The sequence below is a fragment of the Amycolatopsis sp. NPDC034160 genome, from assembly GCF_055575355.1.
The window spans coordinates 949,264-974,030 of the sequence record NZ_JBVISU010000001.1; the positions used below are offsets into that span (position 1 = coordinate 949,264).

Genomic DNA, 24,767 nt, shown 5'->3' on the forward strand with positions numbered 1-24,767 from the left:
GCCCGGATAATCCCCACTTCCGTCGCCGTTCGGGCCATCCGTTCGCCGTTCTGGAAAGCTGGGGGCGTGCGTGTCAAGCTGCTGGGCCCGGTCGGAGCGGAGGCCGGTGACGGCACCCCGGTCGACATCGGCGGTGTCCGCCTCCGCATGCTCTTGGCGAAGCTCGCGCTGGACCCCGGACGGCCGGTCCCGGCGGGGGCGCTCATCGACGGTCTCTGGGGTGAGGAACCGCCGTCCGACGCGGCGAACGCCCTGCAGTCCCTGGTCTCGCGGTTGCGCAAGGTGCTGCGTGCCGACGACGTCGCCCTCGATTCGGGGCCTGGCGGTTACCGGCTGGGCATCGCCCGCGAGGACGTCGACGTCTTCCGTTTCGAACGGCTGGCGGCGGATGGCCGCGCGGAGCTGGCGGCTGGCCGGGACTCCGGCGCGGCCGCGATCCTCACCGAAGCGCTCGGTCTCTGGCGTGGTGAGGCACTGGCCGACGTGCTCGGAGCCCCCTTCGCGCAGGCACAGGCGACGCGGCTGGAAGATCTGCGTCTCGAAGCCGCCGAAGATCGCTTCGAGGCGGAGATCCGGATCGGCGGGCACGACCGGGTCCTCGCGGACCTCAAGGAGGCCGCCGCGCGGAATCCGCTGCGCGAACGCCTTGCCGGGCTGTGGATCCGGGCACTGTGCGCGGCGGACCGGCAGTCCGACGCCCTCGCCGTCTACGAAGAGGTCCGGAGGGCGCTGGCCGACGAGCTGGGCGTCGATCCCTCGGCCGAACTCCGCCAGCTCCACCTCGCCGCGCTGCGCGGGGAACTCGGCCCGCCGCCCGCGGCCGCCGACCATCTCCCGGTGCGGTTGACCAGCTTCGTCGGCCGTGACGACGAGTTGAAGCTGGTCGCCGAACTCCTCGCCGGTGCCCGGCTGGTGACCTTGGTCGGGCCAGGCGGTGCCGGGAAAACCCGGTTGGCCACCGAGGTCGCGACACGGCATCCGGCGCACGCGCGCGGACGCGTCTGGTTCGTCCCGCTCGCCGGCGTCCGCGACCCCGGCGACCTGCCCGGGGCGGTCTTCTCGGCGCTGGAACTGTGGGACCTCGGACTCTCGCACGGCGGCGACCCGATGCGGCGCCCGGTGGACGCGCTGGCCAGGGTCGTGGAGACGCTCGGCGCCGGTGAGTCGGTACTGGTGCTGGACAACTGCGAGCATCTGGTCGACGCGGCGGCGGAGCTGGCGAACACCCTGCTGCGACGCGTGCCGCCCCTGCGGATCCTCGCCACGAGCCGCGAGGCGCTGGCCATCGACGGCGAGACGCTGTGCCCGCTCGGTCCGTTGTCCGTTCCGGACGGAACACCGACCGTTCCGCAGGCGGCCGAGGCGGGCGCGATCCGGTTGTTCGTCGACAGGGCGGTGGCCGTGCGCCCGGATTTCGTCCTCGACGAGTCCACTGTGGACGACGTCGCGCAGATCTGCCGACGGCTCGACGGAATGCCGCTGGCGCTGGAACTGGCCGCCGCGCGACTGCGTTCGATGACCGTCGCGCAGATCTCGCAGCGCCTCGACGACCGGTTCCGCCTGCTGACCTCGGGCAGCCGGACGGCGTTGCCGAGGCAGCGCACGCTGCGTGCCGTCGTCGAGTGGAGCTGGGACCTGCTCGACGACGCCGAACGCGTCCTCGCCAGACGGCTGTCGGTGTTCGGCGCGGGTGCCGAGGTCGAAGCGGTCGAAGCCGTCTGCTCCCGTGACGACCTGCCGGTCGAAGACGTCCTGTACGTCCTCGGTTCGCTGGTCGAGAAGTCCATTGTGGACGCGGTGGCCGGCGAACAGGGCGAGCCTCGATACCGCATGCTGGAGACCATCCGGGCCTACGCGGCGGAGCGGCTCGACGAGGCCGATGAGCGAGAGCGGCTCGCGAAGGCGTATCACCGCTACTACGCCGATCTCACCGAGCGGCTGGAGCCGTCGCTGCGGACGAGGGACCAGCTCACCGCCATCTCGCGGTACGACACCGAGCACGACAACATCGTGACCGCGCTGCGTCAGGCGATCGACGCCGACGACGTCGAAATGACGGCCCGCCTGTTCAGCGGCATCTTCTGGTACTGGCTGATCAAGGGGGACAGCGCCAGGGCCGAGGCGTTCGTCGCCGAGGTGCTCACCTTCGGCGATCGCCTCGGCGAGGACTTCGTCGCCGCGTTCCGGGCGTTCCGCGCGATGATGGCGATGGCCCCCGGTGTCGGTGACCCGGAGGAGGCTCTCGCGCTCATCGACCACTGCGTGCGGACGAAGGCCTACGAACGCTTCGCCGGGCTGGCCATCGGCCTGCCGATGCTCGCGTTCTTCTGCAAGGAAAAGGAACTCGCCCTTCGCGAGGTCGCGCGGGCCCTGACGAGCCCGGACCTGTGGGCTCGTTCCGCCGCTTTGTGGGCCCGAAGTTTCATCCTCGCCGACCAAGGCGACGCCGAGGGCGCGAACGAGGCGAGGGACCGGGCCTTCGACGGATTCACGGCCGTGGGCGACCGCTGGGGTACCGCGATGACGGTCGGGATGAAGGCGTCCGACATCTCGATGTCCGGCGACCACGAGGCCGCGTTGTCGCTGTACCGGCAAGGGCTCGACCTCGCCCTCGAACTGGGTTCGCAGGACGACGTGATCCAGCAGCGCTGGCGGCTCGCGACGGAATACGCGCGGGCGGGTGACCTCGACACCGCGATGCGCGAGATCAACGAGGCGGAGCGGTACTCGATCGACACGGGCAACGATCAGCTCGCGGTGATGGTGCTGATGGGCAAGGCCGATCTGTTCAGCCGCGCCGGCCGGGTGGCGGAGGCGCGCGAGGTCGCCGCCCGGTTCCGGGAGTCGATGGCCAAGGTGCCGATGCCGGGCATGTTCGCCGACGAGTACGGCGGGTACATGGACACGGAGGTGGCGTTGGCCGCCGAAGACCTGGAGGGGGCCGAGCGCGCTGCCGCGATCGTCGTGAAGTCCACCATGAAGCGGGCCGACATGGCCGATCTCGGGCGGATCGTCGAGGTCTTCGGCCTGATCCGGTTCCGGCAGGGCCGCGCGGGCGTCGCCGTTCGCCTGCTCGGCGCGGCGAAGCTTCTCCGCGGCAGGCTCGACCTCGGCGAGCCCGCCATCCGGCGGTTGACCGACGATCTCCGCGAGCGTTTCGGCGAGGAGCGTTACGAAGCGCTGCTCGTTCAGGACGCGGGGCTGTCCCGAAACGCGTTGCTCTCGTGGGTGGAAGATGTCGTGAGTGATTCGGGTCGTTAGAACGACCCGAATCACTCACGACATCTCTAGACGCGCTTCCGGTAAGCCCAGGTGGCGAGCGGGAAGAAGACCGCGATCGCGGCCGCCATCCAGATCAGCGAGCCGGTCAGCGGACCGGCGATCGCGCCACCGTTCATCAACCCCCGCAACACGTCGGACATCTGCGTCACCGGGCTGATGTCCGCCCACGCCTTCAGCCAGCCGGGCATGGTGCCGGTCGGGACGAAGACGTTGCTGCCGAAGGTCAGCGGCATCAGGACCACGAACATCAGGCCCTGCACCGCGCCGGGGCTCTTCACCAGCATCCCGACGAACACCGACGCCCAGCAGAACGACAGCGCGAACGCGATGGCCAGTACGACGGCGAGCGCGAATTCCGCCGGGCCGGTCTGGATCCGGTAGCCCATGATCGTCGCGACGATCATCAGCACGGTGATGCACACCAGGTACCGCACGATGTCGGCCAGTACGGCGCCGACCAGCGGCGCGGACCGGGAGATCGGCATCGCGCGGAACCGGTCGAACACGCCCTTGGTGACGTCGGTGTTGAGCTGGACGCCGACGGTCATGCTGGCCTGCAGGATGTTGAACACCATGATGCCGGGCACGATCATCTGCAGGTAGCCCTCGGTGCTGCCCATGATCGCGCCACCGAAGAGGTAGACGAACATGACGAGGAAGATGATCGGCGCGATGGTGACGTCGGCCAACTGCTCCGGATTCTTCCGGATCTTCAGGATGCCGCGCCAGGCAAGGGAAAGCCCGTGCTGAACGCCGCTGGACGGGGAAACGCGCCGTGGTGGTGCGGGCGCGGCGATGGTCGTCATACCAGGCTCCCTTCCGGAGTCGTGTCCTTGGTGGACTCGTCGGTCTTCTTGCCGGTCAGCGCGAGGAACACCTCGTCGAGGCTGGGCAGCCGCAGCGCCAGCTCGTCCGCGGTGATCCCGGCTTCGTCCAGCTTGCGGACCAGGGTGGACAGCAGGACCGGGTCGGCGACGGGCGCGGTGAGCAGCCCGGTGTCGTCGTCCCGGTTCGGCCGGACCCCGGTGAGCCCGGCCAGGATGCGCTCGACGGCGTCGAGATCGCCGAGCGCGGTCGGCCGGACCTGCAGCGTCTGGCCACCGGTCCGCCGCTTGAGCTCGTCGGCCCGCCCGTTCGCCACGACGTGGCCGTGGTCGAACACGGTGATCGTGTCGGCCAGCTGATCGGCCTCCTCCAGGTACTGCGTGGTGAGCAGCACCGTCGTCCCGTCGGCGACCAGCGTCCGGACCACGGCCCAGACCTCGTTGCGGGCATGCGGGTCGAGACCGGTGGTCGGCTCGTCCAGGTAGAGCACCTTGGGACGGCCGACCAGGCTCGCGGCGAGGTCGAGCCGCCGCCGCATGCCGCCCGAGTAGGTCTTGATCGCGCGTCCGGCGGCGCCGGTCAGTTCGAACCGCTCCAGCAGGTCGGCCGCGCGCTTCTTCGCGTCCGCCCTCGACAGCTCCAGCAGCCTGCTGATCAGGACGAGGTTCTCCGTGCCGGACAGGTCCTCGTCGACCGACGCGTACTGCCCGGTCAGCCCGATCATGCTGCGGACCTGCATCGGGTTCTTGACGACGTCGTAGCCGAACACGCTCGCGTGACCGCGGTCCGGCCGGATCAGGGTGGCCAGGATCCGGACGGCGGTCGTCTTCCCCGCGCCGTTCGGCCCCAGCACCCCGACCACCTTGCCCGCCGGGACCTCCAGATCGACCCCGTCGAGTGCTTTCGTCTCCCCATAGTGTTTGACCAGGCCCTCGGCCCTGATCGCGTGCGACATGTTTCCTCCTGTGGATCTCGCCCCGCGGACAAAGGTGCCCTTCCTCGCTGGCAGACGGCGCACAGCGCGCTGGCAGGAGCTGATAAGCGCTGGTAGACGCGGTGTGAGGAGGTTGTGGAGGTGTTGTGGAGACCGCCGTCACGCCGTCCTTGATCGGCATACTCGACGGCATGGTGATCGAAGAACGGGCGACCGCGGTCGTCCGCCGGACGCGTGGTGGCCCCCGCGGGACGCTGGTCAGCGGGCTGCTCATCGGGGCGGTCGTGCCGTTCGCGGTGCTGACGGGGTTGCGGCTGATCGGTTACGACGGCAACACGTACACGATCGCGGCGCTCGCGCTGACGCCGTACGCGGGGATCGCGACACTGGTGCTCGCTCTCTTCGCGCTCGGGCTGCGCCGCTGGTGGACCGGGGCCGTCGCGCTGGTGCTGACCTGCACGATCGCCGCGCTCGTGCTGCCTCGCGCCTTCGGAGGTGAACAGAAGACGCTCGACGGCAAGCACGTCCGCGTGCTGGCGTCGAACATGCTCGGGGGACAGGCGGACCCGGCCAGAATCGTCGGCTATGTGAAGGAGCACCAGGTCGACGTCCTGAGCCTGACCGAGATGACGCCCGAGGCGGTCACCGGGCTGGAGCGAGCCGGACTGTTCGAGCTCCTGCCGTTCCACGTACTGCACCCGGCGGCGTGGGCGTCCGGCTCAGGGCTGGTTTCGAAGTATCCGCTCACACCGCTGAAGCTGGCCGGCGCTTCGAACTTCAAGCAGCCGAGCGCGAGTGTCGACCTCGGCGACGGCGTCCGGATCGAGGTCGTCGCGGTCCATCCGGCCGCGCCGATGTGGGACAGGCACCGGTGGGTCGACGAGGCCAAGGACCTGCCCTACGCCGACGCCGAGCACGACATCCGGATCCTGGCGGGCGACTTCAACGCCAGCCTCGACCACGCGCTCTTTCGTGAGCTGCTGACCAGGGGATATGTGGACGCGGCCGACCAGGTGGGGAAGGCACTGTCAGGCACTTGGACGAACGGTGTGGTGCCGCCGGTGCCGATCGACCACGTGCTGGCGGACAAGCGGGCGGCCATCGCGGACTTCCGAGTGCTGGAGACGCCGGGCAGCGATCACGACGCCGTCTACGCCGAGGTCGTCCTGCCCTGAGTGAGCAGCGCGTCCAGCGCTTCGAGGGTTTCGAGGCCGTTGCTCGCCAGCGAGACACCCCGGCCGTGCCGGACCTGCGGCTCACGCGGGTTGATCCGGATGAGTGAACCGGTCGCGGCGCTGGCCAGTTCCGCATAACGCCGCACCGTCGGCACGGCCTGCCCGGCGCCGAGTTCCACCACCACGAGGTCGCGATGCGCGCGCCGCCACGCGGTCAGCTCGTCGAGCTGAGCCTGGCTGCGCTGGTCGAGCCACTCGTAATCGCCGAACATGAGGATGTTGGGCCGCGCGAGGCCGCCGCAGTGCGGGCACGACGGCAGCGGCTTCAGCGCGCGCATCGTGTTTTCGTCGATCGGGACCTCGACCTCGTCCGCCCGCCAGATGTCGGTGGTGCACCGGTCGAGGCATTGCAGGTGGTGAATGGACCCGTGGGCCTCGGCGACGTGCGGATAGCCCGCCTTCTGGAACTGACCGTCCACATTGGACGTGAACGCGCGTACGCCGCCGGGTTTCCGCGCTCCCCAGGACCGCAGGAGCCGGAACCCCGCGTGCGGGACGGTGGCGCGGTACAGCGCGAGCCGGTGCCCGTAGAAACCCCAGGCCAGCTCGGGATCTTCGGCGAAATGCCGCGGGTCGGCCAGTTCGACGAAGCTGATGCCCAGCCGTTCGTACGGCGGATACGCCTTCCAGAAACCTTCGTCACCCCGGAAATCGGGCAGGCCGGAGTCGACGCCCATCCCGGCGCCGGCACAGACGAGCAGCGCGCCGGCGCCGTCGATCAGTTCCGCGGCTCGTTCGAGCTCACTCACCCGGCTTCGAAGCCTGGACGACCTCGAATTCCAGCAGGTTCGCCCCGCTGGAGACGGGCTTCGCGCGCTCGCCCGCGTGCGCCTCCCGCGCCGGGCCGGACGCCCACGCCTGGTACGCCTCTTCGGACTCCCACTTGGTGTAGACGAAGTAGCGGCTCTCGCCGGAGACCGGGCGGAGCAGTTCGAAGCCGAGGAAGCCGGGCTGGTTGTCGACGGCGTGCAGCCGCGCGGCGAACCGCTTCTCCAGCTCGGGGCCTGCGCCTTCGGGGACCTCGATCGCGTTGATCTTCACGACTGCCATGCCGTCAGCCTACGACGAAACTCTTTTGCGCCGCGATGTGATGCGTGGGACCTTTCAGAGAATGGTGGACGCGAAGATTCTCATCTCCGGCGCGAGTGTCGCCGGTCCGGCTTTGGCCTTTTGGCTCACGCGATACGGCTTCGACGTGACCGTCGTCGAGCGCGCGCCGTCCCTGCGTCCCGGTGGCCAGGCCGTCGACCTGCGTGGAACGGCCAAGGAGGTCGTCCGCCGCATGGGGCTGGACGAGCGCATTCGCGCGGCGTGCACGGACACCAAGGGCGAGACGCTCGTCGACCGGAAGAACCGCACGAAGGCCACCCTGCGCGCCGACGACTTCGGCGGTGACGGCCTCATCGCCGAGATCGAGATCCTCCGCGGCGACCTGACCGAGGTGCTGTACGAGGCGACCAGGGAGAAGACGGAGTACGTCTTCGGCGATCGGATCACCGCGCTGGATGAGCGGGCCGACGGCGTCGACGTCACCTTCGCCAGTGGGGCTCGGCGGACGTTCGACCTGGTCATCGGGGCGGACGGGCTGCATTCGGGAGTGCGGGCGCTGGCTTTCGGGGATGAGCCGGCTTATGTGCGGCACCTCGGCGCGTACCTGGCGTTCTTCACCGTGCCGAACCGGCTCGGCCTGCGGGACTGGGCGATCGGCTTCAGCGACGTCGGCCGGTCCGCCGGGATCCGCGGCGTCCGCGACGGCGAGGTCGCGATGGGGTACTTCGGGTTCGCCTCGGAGAAGGTCGACTACGACTATCGCGACGTCGAGGCACAGAAGGCGTTGGTGCGCGGGTTCGCCGCCGGGATGGAATGGGAGGCGCCCTGGCTGCTGGAACAGCTGGACGACGCGCCGGACTTCTACTTCGACTCGTGCGCGCAGGTGATCATGGACTCGTGGTCGCGCGGGCGGATCGGGCTGCTGGGCGACGCCGCCTTCTGCCCCTCGCCGCTTTCCGGACAGGGCACAAGCCTGGCGTTCGTCGGCGCGTACGTCCTCGCCGGGGAACTCGCCGCCGACCTCGACACCGGGCTCAAGCGGTACGAGGCGATCATGCGCGAGTTCGTCGAGAAGACGCAGGCGATGGGGCGTGCCAACGCGAAGACGATGTTCGCGAAGTCGCGGCTGGCGTTGCGGATGCAGTACCTGGCCATGCGGGCGATGCGGTTCAAGCCGATCGCCGCTTTGGCCGCACGGAAGACGCAGGACGTCGTCAGCGGCATCGACCTCCCCACCTACCCGCATTTAGAGGACTAAATGCGTTAAGGCGGGAGGGCGGCGGTGGGTCGTCGGTCGAGTTGGTCGTGAGTGGCGATTCGGGTTCTAACCCGAATCGCCACTCACGACCAACTCAGCCCGCCCCACGTCGAAAGCCTCAAGCCAGGAAGTCCGTGAAGGCCTCCTTCCCTACCTTGAGGGTAAGCAAGGAGGCCTTCACAACCCGCCCCCCACCTACCCGCATTTAGAGGACTAAACGCGTTCTACCGCTAGCCCCGCAGGGTGCCGGGCAGCAGTTCGGCGTCCGGAGGGATCGTCGTGCCGTGGAACCAGGCGTCGAAGAACGGCCGCAGGTCCTGTTCCGAAAGCTTGATCGTGAACGACTCGAAATCCGCCCACGACGCGTTGGCGTTGCGGTACGCCGCCGGCCACTCCTTCAGCAGCCGCGCGAAAGCCCCTTCGCCGATCTTCCGCCGCAGCGCGTGGATGGCGAGGATGCCCTTGTCGTACACGCCGTGGAATTCCTGACCGGCCCCCATGTCGACCAGCTTCGACGCCCAGAAGTCCGGGCTGCCCCGCATGATGTCGAGTGCGGCGCGGTAGCGGTCGTCGAGGTTCTCGTTGTCCCTCGATTCCTGCCACAGCCATTGCGCGTACGAGGCGAGGCATTCGTTGAGGCAGATGTCGGACCACGAGTTCAGCGTCACCGAATCGCCGAACCACTGGTGTGCGGTTTCGTGCACGACGGTGATCAGGTCGGCCCATTTCGCGTAGGTGGGCCTGGTCTGGGTCTCCAGCGAGAAGTGGATGTCCTCGTCGAGGTAGATCCCGCCCGCCGCGTCGACCGGGTAGGGCCCCAATTTCGACGTCAGGAAGCCGATGATCTCCGGCAGCCGCCTGCCGGTGTCGCGCCGGTCCTCCGCGCCCGGCGCGTACGCGTTGACCAGCGGCGTCCCGTCGGGGAGTGACATCCGGTCGACGGTGAACTTGTCGATCGCGACCGTGGTCAGGTAGGCCGCGACGGGGGTGCGTTCCTGCCAAGACGTCGTCGACCAGCCGTTGGCCGTGGTCTTCTGGATCTCGCGTCCGTTCGAGATGACGGTCCAGCCGTCCGGCACCCGGGCGGTGAGGGTGAACATCGCCTTGTCACGCGGGGTTTCGTTGACGGGATACCAGAACGACGCCGAATGCGGCTCGCCGACGATGAACGCGCCGCCGTCCTTCGACCTCTGCCAGCCGTTCTCGCTGCCGCCCGCCTTCGGGGTCGCCGACGGGTCGCCGCCGTAGACGACCTTCGTCTTGAACGTGGTCCCGGTCCGGATCGGTTCGGCGGGTGTCACCACCAGCTCGAATTCGCCTTCGCGGGTGAACTTGGCCGGTTTTCCCTCCACTTGAACGGATTGCACCGTCAAGCCGCGTAAGTCCAAGTTGTACCGATTGAGGTCTTGGGTCGCTTTCGCGGTCACCGTGGTGTCGCCGTCGAGACGCCCTTTGGCGGGGTCGTAAGTGATCCCCACCTGGTATTCGAGGGCGTCGTAACCGCCGTTTCCGTCCATCGGGTAGTACGGGTCGCCCGCGCCGGAAGCACCCGGCACCGGGTTCATCGGCGGCGGCGGAGGGGGCGCCGCGGGGGGATCATCGACGCTGCAACCGATAATCAGGGCGCTGACGACCCCCAGGACCAGACCGGCGGCGGGGACACGGCTGCGCATGGAGGGGAGCTTAGTGGTGATTCAGCGCGACGGGTTGATCACTTTCGGCGGTGACGGGCCGCCGATCGTCCTCCTGCACGGGTTGATGGGCAGGGCGACGACGTGGTGGCGGGTCGCGCGAAGGCTCGCACCGTATGGGCGTGTCCACGGTCTGGACGCACGCGGGCACGGACGCGGCCCGCGTGGCGGACCGTGGCGCACCGAGCGGTTCGCCGACGACGTCGCCGCCGTGCTGCGGACCTTCGACGAGCCCGCGGTCTTGATCGGACATTCGATGGGCGGCCTGCACGCGTGGGTCACCGCGGCCATCCATCCCGACCTCGTCCGCGCCGTGGTCTGCGAGGACTTCGCGCCCGACCAGCGCGGGCGGACCGTGGACGAATGGCGTGGCTACTTCGAATCCTGGCCGGTCCCGTTCCGCTCCTTGGCCCAGGTGCGTGAGTTCTTCGGCGAAACCGGGGATTACTTCATCGAATGCGTCGAAGAACGCGAGGACGGCTATCACCTGATCGCGTCGCTTCCGGATCTGTACGAGATCGCCGCGGAATGGGGTCGGCGCGATTTCTGGGAGTACGTCGAGCGTGTCAAGTGCCCCCTGCTCGCCATCGAAGGCGAGCGGACGGCGATGCCGCACGGCCAGCAGGCCGAACTGGCCGCGCGGGTGCCCGGCGGCCTTGGACGGCACATCGTCGTCCAAGGCGCCGGGCACGTGGTGCACGACGAAGCGCCGGAGACCTATCTCGGTGCCGTCGAAGCGTTCCTCTCCGACGTCATCGGATAGTCCTGGTCAGCCCTTCGCCAATTGGGCGTCGATCCAGGCACGCAACCGCGCCTCGCCCGGGTAGCCGATGTTGCGCGAGTTGGGCAGTTCGGCGGCGTTGCGGACACCGACCAGCGTCGGGAGGTAGCGGATGTTGTACCGGCTGGACAGATCACGGCTCTGGTCGACGTCGACCTCGCCGAGCAGGAACCGGCCGCCGTATTCGGCGGCGAGCCGTTCGATCACCGGCTTCATCTGGCGGCACGGCGGGCACCAGGTCGCGCCGAAGTCCATGATGACCAGCTTCTGCCGCGAGATGTCCATGACCTGGGCGTAGTTGGCCGAAGTCACCGTGACCACGTTTTCGGCCGTCGGCGACGGTGCGGCGGAAGCCGCGCCGGAACCGAAGCCGGTGATGAGCGCGAGCACACCGGCCAGCACGCAGACGAACCGTTTACACTTCGACAAGACATTCTCCTTCGATGCGGGAAATCCACTCAGGACGAAGAACTGGTCGGCAATCCTCCTGCCACCCAGTCTTCGATGCCTTCGCGGTATTTGCGGACGTTCGTGTATCCGAGCTCCAGCAGCCGCCGTCCGACGAATTCACTGTTGCGGCAGGGTGTGTTCGCGCAATAGACGACGATCTCGGCCGCCTTGTCCGGTAACACCCTCGGTGCCAGCCGGTCGGTGAACTCGGCGGCCAGTTCGTACGGGAATCCCGGAATGTTGCGGGCTTCGGGAAGATGCTCCTTTTCGAAATAGGCGACCGGCATGGTGTCGACGACGACCACCGTTCCGGCCTCCATTCGGGAGCGCAGTTCCGTACGAGTGATCAACGGCAGCATGGTGCCCCTTCTCTCCACGACCGTGATTGACGATTTCCATCGTCGGCCGTTTCCCGAAGGACGCTCTAGTGCCGCCTCGGCATGCCAGTGGGTTATCCGACGGCCAGCCTGCCGTACCGGCGCAGCCAGGTCCGGTACGGCGCCGTCCGCTCGGCCAGCCGCCAATATCCCGCGGTCGCCTCGGTGGCGAGTTCTCCGGCGGCCGTCGTGCACAGCCCGTCTTCGCGCCACGCGAGCACGTGTCGCACGCACATCGGCGCGCCGGACAGCGGCCGGATGACCAGGCCGTCCGTCTGCGGGCGGGTCGGCTGGACCAGCCCGACGCCGTATCCGCCGCTGACCAGATCCTCCCGCGCGGTGTCGAAGTCGACGTCGTGGGCGATCCGGGGGTCGAAACCGTGCGCGAGACACATTTCGCGGAACACCACCCGGCAGCCGTCGCCACCGTTCGACACGATCCAGTCCTCCCCGGCCAGGTCGGCGAGTTCGATCTCCTCCTCGTCGGCGAGCGGGTGCCCGGCCGGGAGCGCGACGAACGACGGTTCCCTGGCCAGGGTCATGGTCCGCACTTCCGGCGGCACCGGCAGGCCGCGCCCGCCGCAGATCATGATCAGCGCGAGATCGATGCCGCGGTTCGCGACCTGGGCGAGCAGGCGGGTGCGCGAGGTGTCCGCGCGCGTGCGGAACGGTTCGCCCGGCCGCAGGTCACGTAGCCCGCCCAGCAGTGAACCCGTGATGGCGCTGTCGTTCCAGCCGATTCTGAGCGGTTCGCCAGGTTCGGGTTCCTGCCGGTGGAAGTCGTGCTCCAGTTCGTCGAAGGTCAGCACGATCGCCCTGGCCCGCCGCAGGATCAGGGCGCCGAGTTCGGTGGGCCGCACCCCGTGCTGGTCGCGGTGGAACAGCGAACCGCCGACCATCCGCTCGATCCGGCGCAACTGATGGCTGAGCGCGGGCTGTCCCAGCCCCAGGCAGGCCGCGGCACGGTTGAGGCTTCCGGAGGAAGCGATCTCACAGATCACGCGAAGATGCCGAACCTGAATCTCCATGACTTCGTATACCGCGTTCAGCCCCGTGTCCGGCACCCCCGAAAGTCGAGAGCCGCGTTTTCCCATAACCCGGTGACACTATTTTCCGGCAATACCCGGGCCGGCGGGCCGTGGCTACGTTCGGTCGGCGCCTCTTCTCCGGCGCATATCCCGTGAAACAGGAGCCGTCTTGCTGCGACCACTGCCGCTCACCGAGCATTGTGCCGATCCCCTGTCGCGAGCCGAGCACGTGTGCATCGGCGTCAGCCCGTTCAACAGTTATTTCACGGTGGAACGTATCGCCGATCTGGCTCGCTGGGCCATGTCCGGCTTTCGCGGTTTCCATTTCTTCGTCCCGGACGGCCCGTCGGCGTTCACGCTCGAAGCGCTCGGCTACGACCCGGTCCGCGCCGCGCAGAAGGCGCAGCGGCAAGGCAACTACACGCGCAACAAGATCGTCCGCGCGCTGCAGCAGGTGTACCCGTCGGACCCGTGCGTCCGGATCCTCGACGCCGCCGTGCTCGAAACCGACCCCGCCTACTTGAACCTGCTTTCCGAGGCGCACCAACGCTTCGCGACCGACGCGGAGTTCGCCGAGCAGTGTCTCGGCGCGACGGGCTGGGTGCTGGACCGGCGGCTGCCCGAAGGCGAACATCCCACCCGTGACCAGTTGCGCAGCGCGGTCCGGTACTTCCTGGCCGAGTTGCCGATGTTCGTCGGCACCGTGGCCGTGGCGGGCGTCGGCAGTTCGGTGTTCGCCTACCACCAGCGGGTGGCCTTCCTCGAACGGCTCTACCGCGGCGAACTGTCGTGGCGGCCACTGCCGGGGCAGGGCTTCGTCATCCTCGAGAACGCCGTCCCGGAACGAGCGGAGTGACCATGGAACACGACGACTTCTCCCTGCGCCGCGTCCCCGCCGAACGCCGTTATTCCTGGGTTTCCGTGGCACTGCAACGATTCGGGCAGGTGTCCTCGTTCCACCAGTTCCTGCTCGGCGCGGTGCTCGGCTTCGGCATGACCTTCTGGGACGCGGTACTGGCCATCACGATCGGCTCGGTCCTCCTGGAGATCATCACCATCCTGATGGGCATCGCCGGCACCAGGGAAGGGCTGTCCACTTCGGTACTCGCGCGCTGGACCGGATTCGGCACCGGCGGATCCTCGCTGGTCGGAGTGCTCATGACGCTGAGCCTGGCGGGTTGGTTCGGCGTGCAGAACGACGTGTTCGCCCACGGGCTCCACGCCTTGATGGGCGGCCCGCCGGTGTGGGTCTGGGCGCTGGCGGGCGGCGCGCTGGTCACCGCGATCGTCGTGTTCGGCTTCCACGCGATGGCCTGGACGGCCTATCTGACGGTGCCCGCTTTCCTCGCGCTGGCCGGGTATTCGATCATCACCGCGCTCGACGACCATGCACTGCCCGCGCTGATGTCCGCGCCGCCGCCGGGACCGGCGATGTCGCTGGCACAGGGCACCACGCTGGTGGCGGGCGCGTTCATCATGGGCGCGATCATGACGCCGGACATGACCAGGTTCAACCGGACGGCGGCCGACGTGGTGAAGCAGACCCTGGTCAGCATCACCCTCGGGCAGTACCTGATCGGGCTGATCGGCGTGCTGCTCGCACACGCGGCGAAAAGCGCCGACGTGGTCGGGATCATCACTTCGTCGTCCGGAGTGCTCGGCACGTTGATCCTGGTCACCGCGATTCTGAAGATCAACGACTGGAACCTGTATTCGTCCTCGCTGGGGCTGGTGAACACCGTGCAGGTGCTGCTGTCCCGGCGGCTGGACCGCACCACCGCCACCGTGGTGCTCGGCGGGCTCGGCACGGTGCTCTCCGCGATCGGCATCCTCGATCACTTCACCACCTTCCTGACCTGGGTCGGCGTGCTCACCCCGCCGGTGGCGGGGGTGGTGATCGCCGAGTACTACGTGGTCCGGCGCTGGAAACCGGAGCTGGTAAGCACGCGGGCGTCGGGAGAGTTGCCGTCGTCTTGCCCTACGTGGGTGCCCGCCGCGCTGATCTGCTGGGTGACCGGAGCCGCGGTGGGAATCTGGCTGCCGTGGGGAATTCCCACGGTGAACTCCGTTTTCGGGGCTTTTCTCCTGTATATTCTTCTCGGCAGACGGACCACGGCCGCCTCGGTTCCCGTGGCGATGACTTCTTCCGACGGGCCCAAAACCCGTACGTGACAAAGGAGTTCGACGTCGTACAACTGGATGTTCACCACCTGCGGGTGATTCGGGCGATCGCGGACACGGGCAGTCTTTCCCGTGCCGCGATCGCTCTCGGCGTCACCCAGCCCGCCGTGTCCACCCAGCTCAAACGGCTGGAGAACATGCTGGGCTATCAGTTGTTCGAGCGGCGCGAAGGCGGGGTGACGCCGACGCCGATGGGCGAGTTGCTGCTGCGCCGGACGGCCGCTTTGCTGCCACAGCTTGACAAACTGCTCGAAGACATCGAGCAGCGCGTCTGCCCCAGCGGCCCGCCCGACGTCGTCCGCGTGGCGGCGGTGGCCAGCGCGCTGGTGGCGCATCTGCCGTCGCTGGTCACCAGGTTGTGGCCGGAGGTCTCCGAGGTGCAGGTCGTGCACGACGACCATCCCGAGCGGCTGCTGCCACTGCTGGCGCAGCGCCGCGCGGAATTGGGACTGGTCAAGGAATATCCGGGACACGAGCTGGAAATCCCAGCGAACGTGGCGACCGCGGTGGTGGTGACCGAGCCGACCTTCGTCCTGCTGCCGGAAGGTCACCGGTTGGCGTGCGAGGAGGTCGTGGACCTGCGGGAGCTGCGGGACGAGCCGTGGGTGATGGTGTCCGATTCGTCGGCGACCACGTTCAACAAGTATTTCGCCGACACCTGCGCGCGGCACGGCTTCAGCCCGTCGGTCACCCACCAGGTGACGTCGCAGCAGGTGGCGCTGTTGGTGGTGCGGGCAGGCGCGGTCGGCCTGTCGCAGCCGATCTGCGATCCGCGGAATCTCGGCGTGGTGACCCGGCCGCTGCGCGGGGATGTGTTGCCCCGCAGGCATATTCTCGCCTGGAACCGGGAGACCTTCGTGGCGGGGCGGCAGGCTGAGCTGCTCTCCGCCGTCGTCGAAACGTACTGGGCCGAGGCGAAGACGGCACCGGTTTACGCCTCGCACCTGGAAAAGACTCGTGAGTGGTAATGACGGTTAGAACCGTCATTACCACTCACGAGGTTTTGTCACTCCCCGGGGAAGAGGAGCTCGTCCGGCGGCCGCACCGTGCCGTCCAGCCACGCGTGGTTGAATTCGCCGAGGTCGCGCTGGGTCATCGCGGAGACGTAAAGCTCGAAGTCGTGCCAGTTCTGGTTGCCCTGCGGGTTGATCACCGGAAAGCCCGCCACGATCTGGAAGAACGCGTCGTCACCGATGAGACGGCGCAGCGCGTGCATCATCAATACCGCTTTGGTCGTGGGCGCGAATTCGGTCCCCTTGCCCGGATCGGTGAGCTTGGGTGCCCAGAATGCCGCGTCATCGCTCACCCGGGCGACCAGTTCGCGGTACCGCCGGTCCAGGTCGGCGCCGTTCTTGGCCTCGTCCCACAACCAGACCGCGTACCGCGCGATGGACTCGGGCATCAGCGCGTCGCGCCACATCTTGCCGCTCACTCCGGCGCCCCACCATTGGTACGCGGTGGCGTACACGAGATCGGCGACGGTCGCCGTGTGTCCGTACACCGGCCGGGTCTGCGCGCCGTGCGTGTAACCGAGAGAGCGGTCGAGGAACAGTCCACCCGCCGCGGATTGCGGGTAGTCGCCGAACTTCCCGGTGAGGAACTCCAGCACCTCGGGCAGCCGCCCGCCGACCTTCCGCTTGTCGACGGCGCACGGATGGTAGGCGTTGATCGCCGTGCGACCGCCGGGAAGCGTGATTCTCTCGACCTCCCAGCGACCGATACCGAGCATCGCCGTGCTCGGGGCGAGGGCGGTGTCCTCCGCCCAGGTGACGGTGTGCCGACCGTAGCCCGCCGGCCTGTCGGAGACCTGGAAACCGTTGCCTGTCACGGAGAATTCGTCCAGGACGGTGACGGAGACACGCAGGGTCGCTTTGTCGACCTCGGTACCGTTGACGGGGAACCAGGTCATCGCCGAACGCGGCTGGCCGGTGGCCACGGCGGAATCACCGGACGTGGCCAGCCAGCCGACCCGTCCGCGCGCCGTGCCGATCGGCTCCGGTCGTCCGTCGTACGCGACGACCACGGTGAACCGCGTGCCTTCGGCCACCGGGTTTCGCGGGGTGATCACCAGCTCGTGTTCACCCTCCCGCCGGAATGCGGCGGCCACTCCGTCGACGGTCACCGAGCGTACGGTGAGGCCGCGAAGGTCGAGGTTGAACCGGCTCAGGTCCTGGGTGGCCGTCGCGGTGATCGTCGCCTTGCCGCTCAACAGCATCGAGTACGGCGCGTAGTCCAGGGCGAGCGAGTAGCCGGAGACGTCGTAGCCGCCGTTGCCGTCCTTCGGGTAGTAGGGATCGGCGCCGAGGACGGTGCCGTCGGGCGAGACGTGCACGTACCCGTCGCTGCCGGGTGCCGGCTGAGCCGCCGCCGACGGCTGGCAAGTGCCGATCATCGTGGAGGCGAGCAACGCGGTGCACAGTGGCTCCTGCCACCGAATCCGCACGGTCATGAACGAGCCTTCTCTCTACGGGGGAGGGTGCCCGGTCATCGTGTGGTCGTCCACGCCGGTCGCGGCACTGCCAGCCCGCCATGCCACGGGGTTATCCGCAGGAGGAAGGGGAGGGCGCGGGGGGCGTGGTCGGTCCAGTTGGTCGTGAGTGGCGATTCGGGTTATCGAGAAGAAGGCCGAACGTGTCGTGATCGTGGGCGGCCTGTTCGTCGGGGTGGCGGGCAGCGCGAAGGCGTAATTCGCGTGCTCAGACACGGAACTCGCGTGCTCAGACATGTAACTCGCGTGCTCAGACACGGGACTCGCGTGCCAGGCTCCCGCACTCGGGTGTTTCGTCTTCAAGCACGCGAGATTCGTCTCTGAGCACGCGAGATTCGTCTTTGAGCACACGAGTGCGGCGCTACGTCACCCAGACCACCATCCCACCGAACACGCCACGGTCGCCTTGCCGCTAAGAGAACCCGAATCGCCACTCACGACCAACCGGACCCACCCCTCACCGGCGGTCCGATAACCCCGCGGCATACCCGCCCGGAACTACCGCGCCCGCGCCAGTAAAGAGATCGTCGACGCATGCTGCCTCTCCCGGCGCTGCTCGCGCTGACGACGACGGTCTTCCTCGGTTGCCTCACCGAGGTGCTGCCCGCCGGGCTGCTGCTGGGCATGTCGGCGGATCTCGGGGTGTCCCCGTCGGCGACCGGCCAGCTGGTGACGGTCTACGCGATCACCACCGCGCTTACCGCCATCCCGCTCACCACGGCCACGCTCCGGATGCCGCGCAAACGCTTGCTCGTAGCGCTGATCGTCGGTTTCCTGCTGACCAACCTGCTGATCGCCGTGTCCTCCTCATACCCGCTGATCCTGGCCGCGCGGATCGTCTCGGGCGCGTTGACCGGCGTGATGTGGTCGCTTGTGGCCGGATACGCGATGCGCCTCGTCCCGCCGGGACTCACCGGACGCGCGCTGGCCGTGGCCATGTCCGGCACCCCGATCGGATTCGCCCTCGGTGTGCCCGCGGGTACCGCGCTCGGCGAACTGGTCGATTGGCGCTGGGCGTTCGCCGTGATGGCGATGATCACCGTGCCGCTTTTGGCGTGGGTGTTCGTCGCGGTGCCCGCCGTGCCGGCGGATCCGGCGCGCCCTACCCGCCCGCTGGCCGCGTCACGGCTGCCGGGGATGCGCCCCGTGCTGGCGACAGTGGCACTGTTCTCGTTGGGGCACAACGTCGCTTACACCTACATCGGCCCGGTCCTCGTCGGGCTGGATTCGGCGCGGATGCTGGGTGCGGCGCTGCTGGTGTTCGGCTGCGGCACGGTCGGCGGGCTGGTCGCCGTCGGAGCCGCGCTGGACCGGCATCCGCGCGCCGTCTTGCTGATCTGCCCGGGCGTGACGGCCGCCGCGATCGTCCTCATCGGACTGAGCGACGGCGTTCCCGGACTGGTGCTGGCCGCCGCCTGCCTGTGGGGCCTGGCTTTCGGTGGTGCCCCGACCGCTTTCCAGGCCGTCACGGCCTTGATCGCGGGCACCACCGCCGACGCCGCCCAGTCGCTCACGATCGCGGCCTGGAACGGCGCCGTCGCCGGTGGAGCGCTCATCGGCGGCCTGCTGCTGCCGCTGGGAACTTTCCTGCTCCCTTGGTGCGCCGCCTTCGTGATCCTCTTGCCGCTGCTGTTCAGCCGGCGAGTCGTGCTTTCAGCGCCCGCGGATCCGTCCCGGGTCGCGTGAGGAGAGGCCAGACGTCGGAGCCGAGGAACCCGGTCTCGTCGGTCGCCGCGGTCGCGCCACAGGCGTCACGTTCGAGTCCGTGCCTGGCGGCGACCGTGGCCACCGCGTCCTTGGTGGACCGTCCGAACACGCCGTCGACGGGAACGGCGAAACCGCGCGCCCGCAGGAGTTCCTGCGCCGTCCGCACTCGCGGTCCGGAGTCGCCGGGTTTGAGCAGCGGCCATTCGGGCACGTCCACCTTCGGCGACGCCGAGCCCAGCAGCTTCCCGACCGCGGTCCGCAGCTCGGGAAGCCGGTTGTACAGCACGGTTCCCGGGCATTCGGTCGAGTTGAAGTCCCGGTGCCCCTTGATGAACTCCGGAGCGATCCCGTACTGCGACGCGATATAGGCGACCATCTTCACCAGCGAGTCCCACAGCGCCGGCGTGACGTCTTCCTTGCTGTAGAGGCCCTCGTTCTCGATTCCGATGCACGTGCTGTTGTGGTTGCCCACGTTCGCGCCCAGTACGTGCCGTGTCCCGCCGCGAAGCACCTCCAAGCTGCGATGCCGTCCTTCGGTGATGTGCCCGCCGCGGCTGTTCGTGAACTGCTGGCCGCTGTCCACCCAGCCGCGCGTGTCCATGTGGAAGTTCTGGATCGCGCGCGACGCCCAGAAGGCGTGTTCGAGCGTGTAGTCGGTGACATTGCCTGGATCGACCGTGTGGTGCACGACGATGTACGTCGGTTTGTGGTTCTGCACCTCGATCGTTCCGTTCGGCGGACGGGCGCCCCACTCGGCCGTGCCGTAGATCCGCGGTTCCGGTACCCCAGTCGCCGCGGACGCGGCGGAAGTCGTTGCTGTCCCCAGTAGCCCGGCGGCACTTACCGTCAGGCCTCCCTTGAGCGCGGTACGTCGGTCGAAGTCGGCCACGGGCGAGCTCCCATCATGCGCTTTGGCGGAAAGCTAACCCGCCATCGCGCCGATGACAACCATTGACCAACTTTTGTCGTAATGCGTTAGTGTTCGCCAGGCAGGGCGAACAGGCCGTCCCGGGTCTGTTCGAGCAGACCGTCGACCAACAGGGAGTCGAGGCAGCGGTCGCGCTGCCCGGATTCGTGCCAGACGAGATCGAGCCGTGCCTTTTCGACCGGGCCTTCGGTACCGCGCAGGACGTCGAGCAACAGCCCGCGCACCTGACGGTCGGTCCCGGCGAACTTCTGGACCTGCTTCGCGGGTCCGGCGTAAGCGGGTTTGCCCGCGTGCTGCCAGGCGCAGTCGTCGTAGATCGGGCAGTCCGCGCAGCGTGGCGACCGGGCGGCGCAGACGAGCGCGCCGAGTTCCATCAACGCCGCCGAGAGTTTCGCGGCGGGTGCGTCCTCAAGCGGCAGCAAGGCTTCGACGTCGGCCATGTCGCGGGTGTTCGACGGCGGCCCGGCGTCACCCGCGCCGTGTACCGCCCTGGCCACCACGCGCCGGACGTTCGTGTCCACCACCGGTGCCCGTTTGCCGTAGGCGAAGGCCGCGACCGCGCGGGCGGTGTACGCGCCGATGCCGGGCAACGCGAGCAGAGTGTCCACATCGGACGGAACGACGTCGCCGTGTTCGGCGGCGATGACGGCGGCCGCGGCGTGCAGCCGCAGCGCTCGCCGTGGGTAGCCGAGTTTGCCCCAGGCGCGCACGACCTCGCCCTGGGACGACGCCGCCAGCGCCGAGGGCACCGGCCAGCGTGCCATCCAGTCGAGCCAGATCGGCTGGACGCGCGCGACCGGCGTCTGCTGCAACATGATCTCGCTGACGAGCACGCCCCAGGCGGTGCACTCCGGCTCACGCCAAGGCAGGTCGCGCCCCACCTCGTCGAACCACTCGGTCAGTACATCCGCGTCGACGCCCACTCGGTCAAGCTTAAAACCCTTACGCGACTTCGTTGAGGCGCCCTGTCTTCACGTCGTAAACGAAGCCGCGCACGTTGTCGGTGTGCGGCAGGAAGTCGCTGCGCCGCACGCGCTGCACCGACCGGCGCACGCTGTCCCCGACCTCGCGAAACGCCTCGACCGACCAGGTCGGGCGCAGCCCACTGGCGGCTTCGAGTTCGTCCTTGAAGTCGTCTTCGGTGACCATGGAGAGACCGCAGTCGGTGTGCTGGACGATCAGGACCTCGCGCGTGCCCAGCTTCCGCTGGCTGAGCGAGAGCGAACGGATCGTGTCGTCGGTGACGACCCCGCCGGCGTTGCGCAGGATGTGCGACTCGCCCTGGATCAGGCCGAAGATCTCGAACACCCGGATTCGGGCGTCCATGCAGGTCAAAATCGTCACTTGGAGCGATGGCCTCGGGGAGGAGCGGTCACCAGGAGTGACATCGCCCAGCTCCTGATTGCGCTTGAGCAGTACATCGATGGAGGTCACCGGCCCATTGGAACCGGGCGAGCCGAAGAGGGCAACTCTTCGGTGCTCATGTCACGGCCCGAACCAGCGCTCCTCGGCCGTCCGCGGCGGTGCCGACGTGCGGCCGACGCGCAGTTCGGTGGTGAGAGTGATCACCTTCGGGCCGACCCGGTCCGCCGAGCTGAGCAGCAGCTTGCCCGCCGCCTTGCCCTTCTCGAGCACCGGCTGATGGACCGTGGTGAGCCCGGAGCGTTCGGCCTCGGTGATGCCGTCGAAACCGGTGACCGTCAGATCCTGCGGCACCCGCAGCCCGCGGCGTTCGGCTTCGGCCAGCGCGCCGAGCGCGAGGATGTCCGAGGTGCAGATCACGGCGGTGACCTGCGGATACGCGTCGAGCAGCTGTCGCGCGGCCGACGCGCCGTCGTCCACCGTGTGGTCGAAGCGCTCGACCACGGGCACGGTCGCCCAGTCGACCCCGGCCGAGGAGAACGCGGCGGCCAGCGCCTCCAGCCGGATCCGCTGGACGTGGAAGTGCGCGGCGCTCTGCCGCTGGATGGAGACGAAGTCGTCGTTGCGCTCGCGGGCCAGCCGCATGCACAGCACGCCGATCTGCCGGTGCCCCAGTGAGATGAGGTGGTCGGCCATGGCGGTGACCGCGGCCGCGTCGTCCGGGCCGACCCGGTCGACGCCGTCCACCCTCGGCTGGTCGACGATCACCGTCGGCACCGGGCGCTCCAGGACGGCGCCGAGATGCGGGTCGTCGTCGGGCACCGAATAGACGACGAAGCCGTCGACACCGGCGCGATGCACGGCCGCGACGTCCTCGCGGCCCGGGCTCGCCGGCACGAGGTGCAGGCCGACGCCCGCGTCTTCGCAGGCCAGCGCGAGTCCTTCGAGCACGCCGATGGCGGCGGGGTCACGGAAGGCGTAGGAGAGGTTCTCGGTGAGCAGGAGACCGACAGCGCCGGCCTTACGCGTCCGCAGCGAACGGGCCACCGGGTCGGGGCCCGGATAACCAAGGCGCCGCGCGGTCTCGAGGACGCGACGGCGCAGCTCAGGGGACAGCTGGTCCGGTCGGTTGTAGGCGTTCGAGACGGTGGTCCTCGACACACCGAGCTCTGCGGCCAGCGACGCCAGTGTCGCCTGCCTCCTGGTGCGGATAGGACGGCCCATCCGCAAACCGTAACGGTTCAGATCGTTTTCCAGAAGCATCACCCGACGTGTGGCAGGTCTCGATTCAGAGTGACCCTGGGTACAGCGGACAGTGATGGATGAGGTGGTATCGGCCGGATGGGGTACAGTTGAATGTGACAATGGTTTCCATTACCCGGCATTGGGACACCTGGCCTGGGCATCCGCAGGAGCGCAGTAGATGAATTCCCGCCGTACCAAGAGTGTTTTCGCGGCCGTGTCGGCCTTGGCCGTCCTCGCCCTCGGCGCGACGGCCTGCGCCTCCAGTGACAAGGCGTCGACCGGCACCGGTACCCAGAACGCGTCCGCCGCGAATCCCGGCGCCGGCGACAAGATCAAGGTCGTCGCCTCGACCGACGTCTGGGGCAGCGTCGTGACCGCCGTCGGCGGCGACAAGGTCGAGGTCACCTCGATCATCCACGACCCCTCGGCCGACCCGCACTCCTACGAGACCACCGCCAGCGACGCCATCGCCGCGAAGAACGCGAAGCTGACGCTATCCAACGGCGGCGGCTACGACGACTTCTTCTCGAAGCTCGCCGACCAGGCCACCGGCGCGCAGAAGCTGGTCGCCGTCGACATCGCCGCGACGGGCAACGAGAACGAGCACGTCTGGTACAGCCTGCCCGGTGTCGAGAAGATCGCCGACCAGGTCGCCGCGAAGCTCGGCGAGATCCAGCCCGCGTCGAAGGACGCCTTCACCGCCAACGCGACCGCGTTCAAGGGCAAGACGCAGGAACTGCTGAAGAAGGTCACCGGGCTGGGCGCTTCGAACGCCAAGGTCGTCGCGACCGAGCCCGTCGCGCACTACCTGCTCGACAGCGCGAAGGTCACCGACGCGACTCCGCCCGCCTTCGCCGAGGCCGTGGAAGCGGAGCAGGACGTGCCCGCCGCTGCGCTCAACGAGGTCAAGCAGCTGATCTCCGGCAAGCAGATCAAGGCCCTGATCAACAACGCGCAGACCACCACCCCGGTCACCCAGCAGGTCGTCGGGGACGCCAAGAACGCCGGGATCGCGGTCGTCGATGTGACCGAAACGCTTCCCCAGGGTGTGACCGACTACATTGCATGGATGACCAAGGAAGTGGACTCGCTGGCGGGAGCACTGAAGTAGTGACCTCCGTACCCGCCGAGGCGCGCCCCGCGGTCCGTGTCCGCGGGGCGAGCCTCGCGTTCGGCACCAGAACCCTCTGGTCCGGGCTCGACCTCGACGTCGAACCCGGCGAGTTCCTCGCGATCCTCGGGCCGAACGGCTCCGGCAAGAGCAGCCTGCTCAAGGTGCTGCTGGGTCAGCAGGGACTGCCGGAGGGCACGGTCGAGATCGCGGGGCGGCAGCCCGGCGGGCAGAACCGGCGGATCGGCTACATCCCGCAGCAGCGCGCCCTCGACGAGGGACTGACGATGCGCGGGGTGGACCTGGTCGGCCTGGGCCTGGACGGGCACCGGTGGGGGACCGGGCTCTTCGGCCTCGCGAAACGACGGCAGCTGGTGTCGCGGGCGATCGAGTCCGTCGGCGCGCAGGCGTACGCGAAGCAGCCGGTGGGGCGGCTTTCCGGCGGCGAGCAGCAGCGGCTTCGCGTCGCGCAATCGCTGGTCGGCGATCCCGAGGTCCTGCTGTGCGACGAGCCGCTGCTCTCCCTCGACCTCGCCCATCAGCGCGCCGTCAGTGAGCTGATCGACGAGCGGCGGCGTTCGGCGAACACCGCCGTCCTGTTCGTCACCCACGAGATCAATCCGATCCTGTCCTATGTGGACAGGATGCTGTACCTGGTGAACGGCCAGTTCCGGGTCGGTAAACCGGACGAGGTGATGAACTCGGAGACGCTGTCCGAGCTGTACGGCACGCGGATCGAGGTGGTCAAGGTCGGCGGTCAGATCCACGTCGCCGGGGCACAGAGCGCGCTGTGCGAGGACGAACCCCACCACATCGACGAACAGGCCTCGTAGG

At 68.5% G+C, this 24,767-nt stretch carries 23 protein-coding genes; 10 read left to right on the top strand and 13 right to left on the bottom strand.

Going from position 1 to position 24,767, the window contains the following annotated elements; translation table 11 throughout:
- Positions 1-66: 66 nt before the first annotated feature.
- On the top strand, positions 67-3,261 hold the full coding sequence (locus tag ACZ54P_RS04675) for an AfsR/SARP family transcriptional regulator (RefSeq protein ID WP_465460155.1): 3,195 nt from the start codon (positions 67-69) through the stop codon (positions 3,259-3,261).
- Between the two features lie 26 nt (positions 3,262-3,287).
- On the opposite strand, the gene ACZ54P_RS04680 is transcribed toward ACZ54P_RS04675, so the two are convergent.
- On the bottom strand, positions 3,288-4,088 hold the full coding sequence (locus tag ACZ54P_RS04680) for an ABC transporter permease (protein ID WP_465460156.1): 801 nt from the start codon (positions 4,086-4,088) through the stop codon (positions 3,288-3,290).
- On the bottom strand, positions 4,085-5,062 hold the full coding sequence (locus ACZ54P_RS04685) for an ATP-binding cassette domain-containing protein (RefSeq protein ID WP_465460157.1): 978 nt from the start codon (positions 5,060-5,062) through the stop codon (positions 4,085-4,087). The genes ACZ54P_RS04680 and ACZ54P_RS04685 overlap by 4 nt, the downstream gene beginning before the upstream one ends.
- 125 nt (positions 5,063-5,187) lie before the next feature.
- On the opposite strand from ACZ54P_RS04685, the gene ACZ54P_RS04690 reads away from it, so the two are divergent.
- On the top strand, positions 5,188-6,216 hold the full coding sequence (locus tag ACZ54P_RS04690; protein ID WP_465460158.1) for an endonuclease/exonuclease/phosphatase family protein: 1,029 nt from the start codon (positions 5,188-5,190) through the stop codon (positions 6,214-6,216).
- Here the strand turns inward: ACZ54P_RS04690 and ACZ54P_RS04695 are convergent.
- Positions 6,192-7,025 (bottom strand): SIR2 family NAD-dependent protein deacylase, encoded by an 834-nt coding sequence (locus ACZ54P_RS04695; protein WP_465460159.1) that lies wholly within the window; start codon positions 7,023-7,025, stop codon positions 6,192-6,194. The two genes, ACZ54P_RS04690 and ACZ54P_RS04695, sit on opposite strands and share 25 nt — an antisense overlap.
- A complete protein-coding gene (locus ACZ54P_RS04700) occupies positions 7,018-7,326 on the bottom strand; it encodes an antibiotic biosynthesis monooxygenase family protein (RefSeq protein WP_005165349.1) in 309 nt (102 codons plus the stop codon). Before ACZ54P_RS04700 ends, ACZ54P_RS04695 begins: the two co-directional genes overlap by 8 nt.
- Positions 7,327-7,387: 61 nt before the next feature.
- Between ACZ54P_RS04700 and ACZ54P_RS04705 the strand changes: the two genes are divergently transcribed.
- On the top strand, positions 7,388-8,584 hold the full coding sequence (locus ACZ54P_RS04705; protein WP_465460160.1) for an FAD-dependent monooxygenase: 1,197 nt from the start codon (positions 7,388-7,390) through the stop codon (positions 8,582-8,584).
- A gap of 230 nt (positions 8,585-8,814) precedes the next feature.
- Here the strand turns inward: ACZ54P_RS04705 and ACZ54P_RS04710 are convergent, their stop codons facing one another.
- On the bottom strand, positions 8,815-10,257 hold the full coding sequence (locus tag ACZ54P_RS04710; RefSeq protein ID WP_465460161.1) for a M1 family metallopeptidase: 1,443 nt from the start codon (positions 10,255-10,257) through the stop codon (positions 8,815-8,817).
- Between ACZ54P_RS04710 and ACZ54P_RS04715 the strand changes: the two genes are divergently transcribed.
- Positions 10,256-11,038 carry an alpha/beta fold hydrolase gene (locus ACZ54P_RS04715; RefSeq protein WP_465460162.1) on the top strand — a complete coding sequence of 261 codons (783 nt, stop codon included), beginning with the start codon at positions 10,256-10,258 and terminating at the stop codon, positions 11,036-11,038. The two genes, ACZ54P_RS04710 and ACZ54P_RS04715, sit on opposite strands and share 2 nt — an antisense overlap.
- Positions 11,039-11,044: 6 nt before the next feature.
- On the opposite strand, the gene ACZ54P_RS04720 is transcribed toward ACZ54P_RS04715, so the two are convergent.
- The 3 genes from ACZ54P_RS04720 to ACZ54P_RS04730 all read right to left on the bottom strand — a co-directional run bounded on the left by ACZ54P_RS04720 (position 11,045) and on the right by ACZ54P_RS04730 (position 12,911).
- The gene (locus tag ACZ54P_RS04720; RefSeq protein ID WP_465460163.1) at positions 11,045-11,485 is read right to left on the bottom strand and encodes a thioredoxin family protein; all 441 of its coding nucleotides are present in this window, start codon (positions 11,483-11,485) and stop codon (positions 11,045-11,047) included.
- 29 nt (positions 11,486-11,514) lie between these two features.
- The gene (locus ACZ54P_RS04725) at positions 11,515-11,865 is read right to left on the bottom strand and encodes a rhodanese-like domain-containing protein (RefSeq protein ID WP_465460164.1); all 351 of its coding nucleotides are present in this window, start codon (positions 11,863-11,865) and stop codon (positions 11,515-11,517) included.
- Between the two features lie 92 nt (positions 11,866-11,957).
- On the bottom strand, positions 11,958-12,911 hold the full coding sequence (locus tag ACZ54P_RS04730; RefSeq protein WP_465460165.1) for a LysR family transcriptional regulator: 954 nt from the start codon (positions 12,909-12,911) through the stop codon (positions 11,958-11,960).
- A gap of 169 nt (positions 12,912-13,080) precedes the next feature.
- Between ACZ54P_RS04730 and ACZ54P_RS04735 the strand changes: the two genes are divergently transcribed.
- Genes ACZ54P_RS04735 through ACZ54P_RS04745 form a run of 3 tightly spaced genes read left to right on the top strand, consistent with a single transcriptional unit; the run spans position 13,081 to position 16,060 of the window.
- A complete protein-coding gene (locus tag ACZ54P_RS04735) occupies positions 13,081-13,767 on the top strand; it encodes a tRNA-dependent cyclodipeptide synthase (protein ID WP_465460166.1) in 687 nt (228 codons plus the stop codon).
- Between the two features lie 2 nt (positions 13,768-13,769).
- Complete coding sequence (locus ACZ54P_RS04740; protein WP_465460167.1) at positions 13,770-15,083, top strand: purine-cytosine permease family protein; 1,314 nt, start codon at positions 13,770-13,772, stop codon at positions 15,081-15,083.
- Positions 15,080-16,060: a LysR family transcriptional regulator gene (locus ACZ54P_RS04745; RefSeq protein ID WP_465460168.1), complete on the top strand. Its 981-nt coding sequence runs from the start codon at positions 15,080-15,082 to the stop codon at positions 16,058-16,060. Before ACZ54P_RS04740 ends, ACZ54P_RS04745 begins: the two co-directional genes overlap by 4 nt.
- 38 nt (positions 16,061-16,098) lie before the next feature.
- On the opposite strand, the gene ACZ54P_RS04750 is transcribed toward ACZ54P_RS04745, so the two are convergent.
- Complete coding sequence (locus ACZ54P_RS04750; protein ID WP_465460169.1) at positions 16,099-17,541, bottom strand: M1 family metallopeptidase; 1,443 nt, start codon at positions 17,539-17,541, stop codon at positions 16,099-16,101.
- A gap of 573 nt (positions 17,542-18,114) precedes the next feature.
- Between ACZ54P_RS04750 and ACZ54P_RS04755 the strand changes: the two genes are divergently transcribed.
- Positions 18,115-19,266: an MFS transporter gene (locus ACZ54P_RS04755; protein ID WP_465460170.1), complete on the top strand. Its 1,152-nt coding sequence runs from the start codon at positions 18,115-18,117 to the stop codon at positions 19,264-19,266.
- Here ACZ54P_RS04755 and ACZ54P_RS04760 read toward each other — a convergent pair.
- The 4 genes from ACZ54P_RS04760 to ACZ54P_RS04775 all read right to left on the bottom strand — a co-directional run bounded on the left by ACZ54P_RS04760 (position 19,214) and on the right by ACZ54P_RS04775 (position 22,801).
- Positions 19,214-20,176: a peptidoglycan recognition protein family protein gene (locus ACZ54P_RS04760; protein ID WP_465460171.1), complete on the bottom strand. Its 963-nt coding sequence runs from the start codon at positions 20,174-20,176 to the stop codon at positions 19,214-19,216. The two genes, ACZ54P_RS04755 and ACZ54P_RS04760, sit on opposite strands and share 53 nt — an antisense overlap.
- An 86-nt stretch (positions 20,177-20,262) precedes the next feature.
- Complete coding sequence (locus ACZ54P_RS04765) at positions 20,263-21,138, bottom strand: HhH-GPD family protein (RefSeq protein ID WP_465460172.1); 876 nt, start codon at positions 21,136-21,138, stop codon at positions 20,263-20,265.
- 19 nt (positions 21,139-21,157) lie between these two features.
- The gene (locus tag ACZ54P_RS04770) at positions 21,158-21,649 is read right to left on the bottom strand and encodes a beta-class carbonic anhydrase (protein ID WP_465460173.1); all 492 of its coding nucleotides are present in this window, start codon (positions 21,647-21,649) and stop codon (positions 21,158-21,160) included.
- 51 nt (positions 21,650-21,700) lie between these two features.
- Positions 21,701-22,801 (bottom strand): LacI family DNA-binding transcriptional regulator, encoded by a 1,101-nt coding sequence (locus ACZ54P_RS04775; RefSeq protein ID WP_465460174.1) that lies wholly within the window; start codon positions 22,799-22,801, stop codon positions 21,701-21,703.
- A gap of 199 nt (positions 22,802-23,000) precedes the next feature.
- On the opposite strand from ACZ54P_RS04775, the gene ACZ54P_RS04780 reads away from it, so the two are divergent.
- Complete coding sequence (locus ACZ54P_RS04780) at positions 23,001-23,933, top strand: metal ABC transporter solute-binding protein, Zn/Mn family (RefSeq protein ID WP_465460175.1); 933 nt, start codon at positions 23,001-23,003, stop codon at positions 23,931-23,933.
- Positions 23,933-24,766 carry a metal ABC transporter ATP-binding protein gene (locus ACZ54P_RS04785; protein ID WP_465460176.1) on the top strand — a complete coding sequence of 278 codons (834 nt, stop codon included), beginning with the start codon at positions 23,933-23,935 and terminating at the stop codon, positions 24,764-24,766. The genes ACZ54P_RS04780 and ACZ54P_RS04785 overlap by 1 nt, the downstream gene beginning before the upstream one ends.
- Position 24,767 lies beyond the last annotated feature (1 nt).

What these genes read in the sequence shown, in the direction of transcription:
- ACZ54P_RS04680 (WP_465460156.1), bottom strand. Translation starts at nt 4,088, where the DNA reads ATGACGACCATCGCCGCGCCCGCACCACCACGGCGCGTTTCCCCGTCC.
- ACZ54P_RS04685 (WP_465460157.1), bottom strand. Translation starts at nt 5,062, where the DNA reads ATGTCGCACGCGATCAGGGCCGAGGGCCTGGTCAAACACTATGGGGAG.
- ACZ54P_RS04700 (WP_005165349.1), bottom strand. Translation starts at nt 7,326, where the DNA reads ATGGCAGTCGTGAAGATCAACGCGATCGAGGTCCCCGAAGGCGCAGGC.
- ACZ54P_RS04705 (WP_465460160.1), top strand. Translation starts at nt 7,388, where the DNA reads ATGGTGGACGCGAAGATTCTCATCTCCGGCGCGAGTGTCGCCGGTCCG.
- ACZ54P_RS04715 (WP_465460162.1), top strand. Translation starts at nt 10,256, where the DNA reads ATGGAGGGGAGCTTAGTGGTGATTCAGCGCGACGGGTTGATCACTTTC.
- ACZ54P_RS04710 (WP_465460161.1), bottom strand. Translation starts at nt 10,257, where the DNA reads ATGCGCAGCCGTGTCCCCGCCGCCGGTCTGGTCCTGGGGGTCGTCAGC.
- ACZ54P_RS04725 (WP_465460164.1), bottom strand. Translation starts at nt 11,865, where the DNA reads ATGCTGCCGTTGATCACTCGTACGGAACTGCGCTCCCGAATGGAGGCC.
- ACZ54P_RS04730 (WP_465460165.1), bottom strand. Translation starts at nt 12,911, where the DNA reads ATGGAGATTCAGGTTCGGCATCTTCGCGTGATCTGTGAGATCGCTTCC.
- ACZ54P_RS04740 (WP_465460167.1), top strand. Translation starts at nt 13,770, where the DNA reads ATGGAACACGACGACTTCTCCCTGCGCCGCGTCCCCGCCGAACGCCGT.
- ACZ54P_RS04750 (WP_465460169.1), bottom strand. Translation starts at nt 17,541, where the DNA reads ATGACCGTGCGGATTCGGTGGCAGGAGCCACTGTGCACCGCGTTGCTC.
- ACZ54P_RS04755 (WP_465460170.1), top strand. Translation starts at nt 18,115, where the DNA reads ATGCTGCCTCTCCCGGCGCTGCTCGCGCTGACGACGACGGTCTTCCTC.
- ACZ54P_RS04775 (WP_465460174.1), bottom strand. Translation starts at nt 22,801, where the DNA reads ATGGGCCGTCCTATCCGCACCAGGAGGCAGGCGACACTGGCGTCGCTG.
- ACZ54P_RS04780 (WP_465460175.1), top strand. Translation starts at nt 23,001, where the DNA reads ATGAATTCCCGCCGTACCAAGAGTGTTTTCGCGGCCGTGTCGGCCTTG.